This window comes from Acidaminobacter sp. JC074 (assembly GCF_022496765.1).
In the GTDB taxonomy this organism is placed as follows: domain Bacteria; phylum Bacillota; class Clostridia; order Peptostreptococcales; family Acidaminobacteraceae; genus JABXKX01.
In genome coordinates this window covers 38,473-46,521 of sequence record NZ_VANV01000033.1, presented here as the reverse complement: position 1 = coordinate 46,521, position 8,049 = coordinate 38,473, and the positions used below count along the sequence as shown (strand labels likewise).

Annotated in this window: 8 protein-coding genes and 1 pseudogene; 7 read left to right on the top strand and 2 right to left on the bottom strand. The window is 36.6% G+C overall.

Annotation, left to right across the window (positions count from 1 at the left end; translation table 11 throughout):
* The 4 genes and pseudogenes from EZV73_RS25815 to EZV73_RS25800 form a co-directional block, all read left to right on the top strand.
* Window positions 1-258 (top strand): annotated as a pseudogene (locus tag EZV73_RS25815) (hypothetical protein); the annotation flags it as partial.
* Between the two features lie 114 nt (window positions 259-372).
* Entirely contained in the window at window positions 373-2,106 is a 1,734-nt protein-coding gene (locus EZV73_RS25810; RefSeq protein WP_240843350.1) for a bifunctional 3'-5' exonuclease/DNA polymerase, read from the top strand.
* 75 nt (window positions 2,107-2,181) lie between these two features.
* The gene (locus tag EZV73_RS25805; protein ID WP_240843349.1) at window positions 2,182-2,826 is read left to right on the top strand and encodes a cytochrome b5 domain-containing protein; all 645 of its coding nucleotides are present in this window, start codon (window positions 2,182-2,184) and stop codon (window positions 2,824-2,826) included.
* Window positions 2,823-3,269, top strand: a complete 447-nt coding sequence (locus EZV73_RS25800) for a hypothetical protein (RefSeq protein ID WP_240843348.1) — start codon at window positions 2,823-2,825, stop codon at window positions 3,267-3,269. Before EZV73_RS25805 ends, EZV73_RS25800 begins: the two co-directional genes overlap by 4 nt.
* A 31-nt stretch (window positions 3,270-3,300) precedes the next feature.
* Here the strand turns inward: EZV73_RS25800 and EZV73_RS25795 are convergent, their stop codons facing one another.
* Both EZV73_RS25795 and EZV73_RS25790 read right to left on the bottom strand, forming a co-directional pair.
* The gene (locus EZV73_RS25795; protein ID WP_240843346.1) at window positions 3,301-5,169 is read right to left on the bottom strand and encodes a copper amine oxidase N-terminal domain-containing protein; all 1,869 of its coding nucleotides are present in this window, start codon (window positions 5,167-5,169) and stop codon (window positions 3,301-3,303) included.
* Window positions 5,150-5,596: a DUF1801 domain-containing protein gene (locus EZV73_RS25790; RefSeq protein WP_240843345.1), complete on the bottom strand. Its 447-nt coding sequence runs from the start codon at window positions 5,594-5,596 to the stop codon at window positions 5,150-5,152. The genes EZV73_RS25795 and EZV73_RS25790 overlap by 20 nt, the downstream gene beginning before the upstream one ends.
* 98 nt (window positions 5,597-5,694) lie before the next feature.
* Here EZV73_RS25790 and EZV73_RS25785 point away from each other — a divergent pair, with 98 nt between their 5' ends.
* The 3 genes from EZV73_RS25785 to EZV73_RS25775 all read left to right on the top strand — a co-directional run bounded on the left by EZV73_RS25785 (window position 5,695) and on the right by EZV73_RS25775 (window position 8,010).
* Window positions 5,695-6,108, top strand: coding sequence for a GNAT family N-acetyltransferase (locus EZV73_RS25785; RefSeq protein WP_240843344.1), 414 nt, complete (start codon window positions 5,695-5,697; stop codon window positions 6,106-6,108).
* Between the two features lie 26 nt (window positions 6,109-6,134).
* The gene (locus EZV73_RS25780) at window positions 6,135-6,623 is read left to right on the top strand and encodes a hypothetical protein (protein ID WP_240843343.1); all 489 of its coding nucleotides are present in this window, start codon (window positions 6,135-6,137) and stop codon (window positions 6,621-6,623) included.
* A 208-nt stretch (window positions 6,624-6,831) separates the two neighbouring features.
* Window positions 6,832-8,010 (top strand): MFS transporter, encoded by a 1,179-nt coding sequence (locus tag EZV73_RS25775; RefSeq protein WP_240843342.1) that lies wholly within the window; start codon window positions 6,832-6,834, stop codon window positions 8,008-8,010.
* Window positions 8,011-8,049: the final 39 nt, after the last annotated feature.

The following is an 8,049-nucleotide window of genomic DNA, read 5'->3' as shown; positions in this document are numbered from 1 at the left end:
GTAGTAATGATGAATGAAGCTTACACTTCATCAGTGTCAGCAGTAGACTTAGAAAWGGTTGAGAAAGAAGCAGCTGATAAATCAAGACGTGTCTTTAGAGGAATCTTTATAACAACAAAAGGGATAATAAACTCMGATATCAATGGTAGTTTGAATATCCTAAGAAAATATTTAGGTGAAAAAAATATTCCCAGGTTGATTATATCGATGAGGGATAAGGGGTTTCGAGAAAATCCTTTTAGACTACGTGTAGTTTAATATGCTATTGTATCTTCGGATAGAATAGAAGCGTCAAAGACGCCTTTCTTGGTATAAGTGTTTAGAAAGTGCACTGGCTTTAGTATACTTATAGATGTATAGAAAGTTGGTTTTATGGATTATAAAGTAATCACTTCAATGGAGGCTTTTAAGCCTTATTACGATAAATTGAATAAGGCAAGTGTAATAGGTGTTGATACAGAGACCACAGGACTGAATCCTTATATGTCTAAACTAAGGCTTATTCAACTTGCTTATGATGATGAAGTTTTGGTGATTGACTATTTCGGGGTAGGTTCTGATATTAATTCTTACTTAAGTAAGATTTTATCTGGTCAAGCAGTGAAGGTTTTTCAGAATGCCAAGTTTGACATTAAGTTCTTAAAGGCAAATGGTATTCAGGTAAAGGGTCGCTTGTTTGATACCATGATTGCAGGGCAAATTTTAAGGTCTTCAGGTGGCACACCTAGAGTCAATCTTGAAGGTCTTGTAAGACATTATCTAGAGGAGTTTGTATCAAAGGAAGAGCAAAAAAGTGATTTTTCAGGTTGTCTTACAGAAAGTCAGTTATCTTATGCAGCTAAAGACGCTGAAGTACTACTGAGGCTCAGAGAAAAAATGGTACATGAACTCAAACGTCATAAGCTGGTTGAAGTAGCCAGGCTAGAGTTTCAATGTGTTTATGCTATAGCCCACATGGAGTACAGGGGTATTCATCTAGACATAAGTATGTGGAACAAGTTGACAAAAAAAGTAGAAGAAGAGCAGAGTGAGATTCTTGAAAAACTCTATCCTTATATCGGTTATCCAACTGTACAACTAGGTTTCTTTGAATCTGTAGAAAAGAGCGAAATCAACTTAAACTCCAATAAACAAGTAATAGACTTGTTAAAAAAATATGGACTAGAACTTGAAAACACGTCGAAACATACATTGTCTAGACACTTAGATCATCCAATTGTTAAGTTATTACTTATGTATAGGCATACCTCTAAAGCTTTGACTTCTTTTCTATACGGTATAAATGGCCAGATCAATCCTGTGACAGGTAGGCTTCATCCGCATTATGGACAAATTGGAGCTTACTCAGGAAGAATGTCTTGTGGTGGTCCTAATATTCAGCAAATCCCTAGAGAAGATAGGTTTAGGTCTTGTTTTCATGCACCAAAGGGAAGAAAACTGGTTATTGCAGATTATTCCCAGATAGAACTTAGAGTCATGGCTCAGATCACTGGTGATAAAAGAATGATTGAAGCTTACAGGAGTGGTGAAGACTTACATAGACTTACAGCGTCTCTTGTACTTGAAAAAAGCATTGATGATGTGACTAAGACGGAAAGACAGTCTGCAAAAGCCGTAAATTTTGGTTTGATATTTGGCATGGGCGCAGCAGGTTTGAAGGCCTATGCCGCTGAATCTTATCAGTCAGATATGACCATTGAAGAGGCAGAACTTTTTAGAAAAAGATACTTTAGAGCTTATAAAGGTGTCGCCTCTTGGCAAAGAAAAATCAAGAAGTCTTTACCGGATGAAGAAAGAACACTCGCAGGAAGAAAGTTTGTCTTTAGAAAAGACTCTGGCTTATCTGGTAGATACAATGCACCTGTTCAGGGGACTGCTGCTGATATTCTAAAAAACGCCCTAGGCTCTCTAGTGGCAAAATTACCTGAAGATACTTATATTGTGGCTGTTGTTCATGACGAAATCGTTCTGGAATGTGATGAAAAGAAAACTCTAGAAACAGCCAGTCTACTGAGACGAGTAATGGAAGAGGCGGGAGAAAGATACTTAAAAGATGTACCTGTACTTGCAGAAGCATCCATTGCAGATAGTTGGGCTGGAAAATAAGCTTTAGAGAAAATAAAGATTAATGTGATAAATCAGTGGTATAATATAATTGATAGTGATTATCAAGGAGGTCTTATGAAGAGATACGCTTTAATCGGTTTTGTCTTATTGTTTTCAATCATCCTTTTTGCATGCGGTGAAAATGATAATTCAAATAATACAATGAATGAAGTTGCTAACGCTGAGAATACAGAAAACAAAGAGAATATGTCAGAAGACAAGGAAGAAAAATCAGATGAAATGATGGTGTTTACCCTTGAAGAGCTTGCTAAGTATAATGGTGAAAATGGACAGCCAGCTTATGTTGCTGTAGATGGTGTTGTTTATGATGTGACTGATGTACCAGCTTGGGCTGGTGGTAAACACAATGGCAACATGGCAGGTATTGATGCTAGTGAAGTCATTAAGGAAAAATCACCACATGGTTTAAAGGTCTTAGAAAACTTGCCTGTAGTAGGAGAGCTTACTTCAGCAGCAATGGAAGAAAAGAACACATTTACTTTAGAAGAACTCAGCATGTATGATGGTAAAAATGGCAATCCAGCATATGTTGCTGTGGATGGTATAGTTTATGATGTTTCTGATGTGCCAGCATGGGCTGGTGGTAAACACAATGGCAATATGGCCGGTCAAGATGTAACAGAAGTAATTAAAAGTAAATCACCACATGGTTTAAATGTATTAGAAATATTACCTGTAGTAGGAGAATTAGTAGAGTGATTAAATATTTTAGAAATGATTTTATTAAGTGGCATCTTGCCTTTGTCCTGCCTTATACGCTGACTTTTATAGCTGGACTTTTTAGGAGTCAGTCAACTTTGGCTTACAATATACATCCTATCCTTGGGATTTCAACATTTGTCCTACCGATGCTTGTTTATTTGTTTTCAAAAGATAAGAAGTTGATCAGGGGGATGATATTAAACAATTTTAACTATAAAGGCAAATGGCCTATAAAAATTGCAAAGTTATCGACTCAGATGATAATAGTGTATTTTCTTTTTAGCCTTGTTACAGGTTTTGTTCTTAACAATGCCTTATATGGAACAACAGAAATATACACACTTTTATCGAATATCCATGGACTTGCTAGATTTATAGTGCCTGGAGCTATGGTTACTCATATTGGATCTAGATTGTTTATTAAGTACAAACGAAAATAAAGTCATATACCGGTCGTATATGACTTTATTTTTATTTTGTAAGTTCTTTTAAGACTTGCCATTTGGGGTGATCTAGGTCATCAAAGTGATGAATCATACCAAAATCGCCATAGATGTTTGGCTCCTCGCAAAAAACAAATAGAGTGGTGATATCCTTTGCATAGGTATGCCAGATGTCGTAATAGAGCTTGTACATATCCTTGATTCTTTCGTCAGAGTTGATTCTTTTCATCTGTTCAACAAGGATTTGGTCCTCTGGATAAAAGAGTGAGACAAAATGAGAACCGGCCTCGTAAGTTAACAGTCTCATTCCACGTTGATCCGCTTGATTCTTGTAGAGGATGATTTGATCTTTAATGGTTGTTTCAAGTTCCTCTTTCATCAGGTCAAAGACTTGGTCATCTGTATATACGATGCCGTCACCAACATCGTTTGCTAGTTCGCCGCCGAAGTAAGGCGCGACTGTAAAGGCATCTGGATAACCTGACTTGTCCATTTCATCGAGTATATAATCACCGATTTCTTTTCTGGCACCCCAGGTAGAAATTGACCATGTCACTCTTTCTTTATAGTCAGAACCGTATACATCTTTAAAAATGGCCATCATCTCAAGTGATCTTCTGACGTTGTATTTAGAAAGAGCTTCTTCGCCACTTCCTAGTCCTAAGGCCTCTCCTTTTTTCATATTGTCATTATAAACGATAAACATAGGATTCCATGGTTCGTTGGAATACTCAATATATAGTCGTAAGTTTTGATCTAGATTTTCTTTGTAAAACTCAGCAAGCTTTCTAACATAATCGTCACTTGCATCATGAGGGACATTGATCCATGGATCTGCTTTTATCATATTAGACAGGTCGGTTATGTATTCAAAGCTCATACCGCCTGTTGCCATATTGCTCTGTGTTTGAGACCTTGGAAGTGTCCGATTATGCCAGTCAAAGGAAGGTGTTTCTTCAACATAGCTTGTTTTCATAAAGCGAAGTAGTTTGAAATCCTTGACGAGGTCTATAAAGCTAGGATGAAATGGCTGTGTATCATCTGTCTTGAAGCCAGGCATCATGACTTGAATATTTCTTATTGGATCATTTTTATCAGACTCTAATATGGTTAAATGGATGCCGTTATAAGAAGGTGTGACAGGGATGAGGTGATCTGTATCAGCTTGACTAAAGACCAAGTCGGTTTCATCCATAGAAATAAAAATTCTTCCTTTGCCCTCAAACCTTAGGGTATAATCACCTTTAGGATACATTGGTCCATTTGCATCCATATGCATAAGCATAACAGTATGAACCACATGACCGTCATATGGAATTTCTAGGGGATAGCCATCTGGTCTTAGAGGTATCTCTTTGTTGACTGACCATTTAGATAGATCTTCAGGTTGGACCCACCAAACCGCCGACTGTTTCATAACATCTTTAAAAGTCCATTGGGATGACCAGTAGTGGATATGAGATAAGTTCATACCGATTACAGTTTGTGTGAGTTCGGCTGTTTTACTCTCATTGTCCCAGTGGACACCTATTTCTAAATGGCCTGCTAAATCACTCAGCGGCAAGTAGGTTCGATTGTCTTTAATAACTGGTGGCGAGTCTAATGAATATGCGACATCATCAACAGTCACCTGATTGGAATCTAAGGTATACCAAATGACTTTATCTTTTCCTTTGATTTCTACTTGTCTTGTAGATTCGTGCCAAACAACATCAAGACCCAAGGCTTCTGAAATAGCCCTAACGGGTACCATGGTCCTATTGGTATCTGATATATACGGTTTATCTTCTGAGATCAGGGTGTCGCCGTTTATGGTAACATCAACGGCAAATACACTTGAGCCAAATAAAAGAATAATCAAAACGATTATTCCTATGCTAATTCTTGCTGTTTTCATAAAGTTCAACCCATCTTCCTACAGTCATTTTGCTTAACAATTCACCTAGTAAATCATAAGGTATATCGTCCATTCTCTTAAAACGTATACATGATTTGCCCATGTCTAGTTTATACTTGGCATGAGTCTTATAGGCTTCTGTAAACCAGTTTAATAGTTTTTCATCTGCATAGATACCCATATGATAAAAAGATACATAGTTCTTTTGTGACGCTAAAGAAATAAAGGGCAGTGGTAGTTTTGGATCGCAGTGGTAGCCGGAAGGATAAAGTTTATGAGGTACAACGTAAGAAATCATGTTGTATTGGATCACTTCTTCAAAGCCTTCTGGCAAGTTGTTTAAAATAGTTTCTCTTATCTTATGTATGATCAGTTGTCTATCCTCTGGTAAGGACAAGATATATTCTTCTACATTGTTATATGTCATATGAACCTCCTACTTAATAGATGCCCAATTTATTTAAAAATAATCAAGGAATAGATAGTCGCTTAAAAGTCTGATATAATCTTTGAAGGGGGATAATTATGATAGAGAATATGACTAGTAAATATGCAAAAGAGATTGTTAAATGGGTTTACGAAAAACCCTATGATATTTATGGTATGCCTGATGGCTACGATGAAATTATGTCATCCTTTTATGCTGTGACAGAGGGTGATTTAATTGGTTTCTTTTGTCTTGATAAACATGCCCAGGTACCACCTTATGAATATGATGCGTCATTTGTTGATTTTGGTATAGGTTTAAGGCCTGATTTATGTGGTAAAGGTCATGGTGAAAGCTTTATGAGAGAAGTGATGGCCTATATAGATAAACCTCTCAGACTGACAGTTTTGGCTTGGAACACAAGAGCCATTAGCTTATACAAGAAGTTAGGTTTTAAAGAAGTAGACAGATTTTTTAGAGGTGACAGACAATTTATAGTAATGACCCAGTAGAGGTATTTAAAAAAGCATATGACTTAATGAATGAACCAATCATTGATGGCAACTGTGGCATTATGTGCGGTTATCATTGTTGTAGAAGTCATGAAGACGAGGCATCTCTAGGCATGTATCTATTGCCTTTAGAATATGAAGCCATTCAAAAGGATAGGGGCGTAGACTTTGAAGTACATTCTTCTTATGACTACGAAATACATGGTGCTAAAAAGTTGTTTTATATCTTTTGTAACAACAACTCTGGCTGCCTAAGAAACTATAGGCCGGTCCAGTGTAGGACCTATCCTTTAGAGCCACATTTTGAAGATGGTCAACTAAAGATGATCATAGAAAAGAATCAACTTCATACCTGTCCTCTTATAGAGAATAAGGATATATGGAGAAAAGAATTTATAAAGGGCATCTATGCAGGTTGGGAACTTTTATTAACTTTAGAACCTGTTTCAAGGTATATAGAGGCTCTTTCAGAGAAAAGAAAAGACTATCTTTCATATGTAAAGCCGGTTGATTAATATTTAAATACTTGGTATGATGGTCCTAGGTGATTAAGATGAATAAGACAAATGTAAATAACATCTTGAATAGAATGCCGCTTGCAATGGCGGGAATCGTACATGATTTTTCTGACGACGGGAGAGGTCTATCCTAGCGTTGGTAATTTTAGGAAATCAGACCTCTGTAGATTCTACAGGGGTTTTTTAGTGCAAAAAAGGAGAAATCATGAATACAAATTTAAAGAACAACATTTATAAAGACTACTTATTTACATTTTTAAGCAGGTTTGATTTAACCCATGGTATATGGATGTTATATCTTGCCTACAAGGGACTTAACTTATTTGAAATCGGTTTAATGGAGACCGTTTATCATTTGTCATCTTTTACAATGGAGATACCCACAGGTGCTGTGGCGGATATCTTGGGTAGAAAAACTTCTAGGGTACTTGGACGCATCATGTCATGTGTTGCCATTCTCATAATGATATTTGGTAACAATGTCTACGCCTTTGCTTTAAGCTTTTTCTTTACAGCTCTAAGTAACAACTTGGAGTCAGGTGCTGGAGAAGCACTGGTTTATGACTCTTTAAAAGAGATCAAAGAAGAACATTTATATATAAAAATAAGGGGGAGAAATGAGTTTTTCTATCAGCTTACTAAAACACTTTCTCTCCTTTTAGGTGGTTATATTGCAACCTTGTCTTATAACAAGGTCTACATCTTTTCATTGGTTGTAGCCTTTGTTTCGGTTATGCAGGCGCTTACATTTGTGGAACCGACCATTGGTAAGGTAGAGAAAAAAGAATCTGCATTTAAGACCTTTATTCATCAAATAAAATCAAGTTCTGAAGTCCTAAAGAATGAAGAACTGCTTGAAATGATTTTAGCTTTAGAAATATTTTCAACTTTTTATACAACTGAGTTCTTCTACATGCAGAACCATTTGAAAGCGCTAGGGCATTCTGAATTCCATATAGGTATCATTTTATCTATTGGGGCCTTATTTGCTGCTATTACAGCAACACAAGCCTATAAGCTAGAGAAGCGCTTTAAGCTAAAACATTTGATTTCATTTGCTATTATTACAGCCATCATTGCCTTTTGGGGCATGCCTGTCAAAGGCATTGAAAAGTATGCCTTTATTGCTTTATCAGCCGTAGAGGGTTTGATGTTTGTAGTTTTAAGCGATTATATCAACAAGCTGATACCAAGTGATAAAAGGGCAACAGTCCTGTCATTTCAATCAATGATTTTCAGTGTCTTTATGATAGCTCTCTTTCCACTTGTAGGCAAGATAGGTGATATCTATTCACTGCAAACATCATTTGTTGTCATAGCAGGCATATCAAGTCTGATACTCTTGGCTGTATTAAGAATCATATCTAAACGGAAGGCGCTTTAAGCGTCTTTTATAATATTAAAAAAGTCCTAACTATTTTAC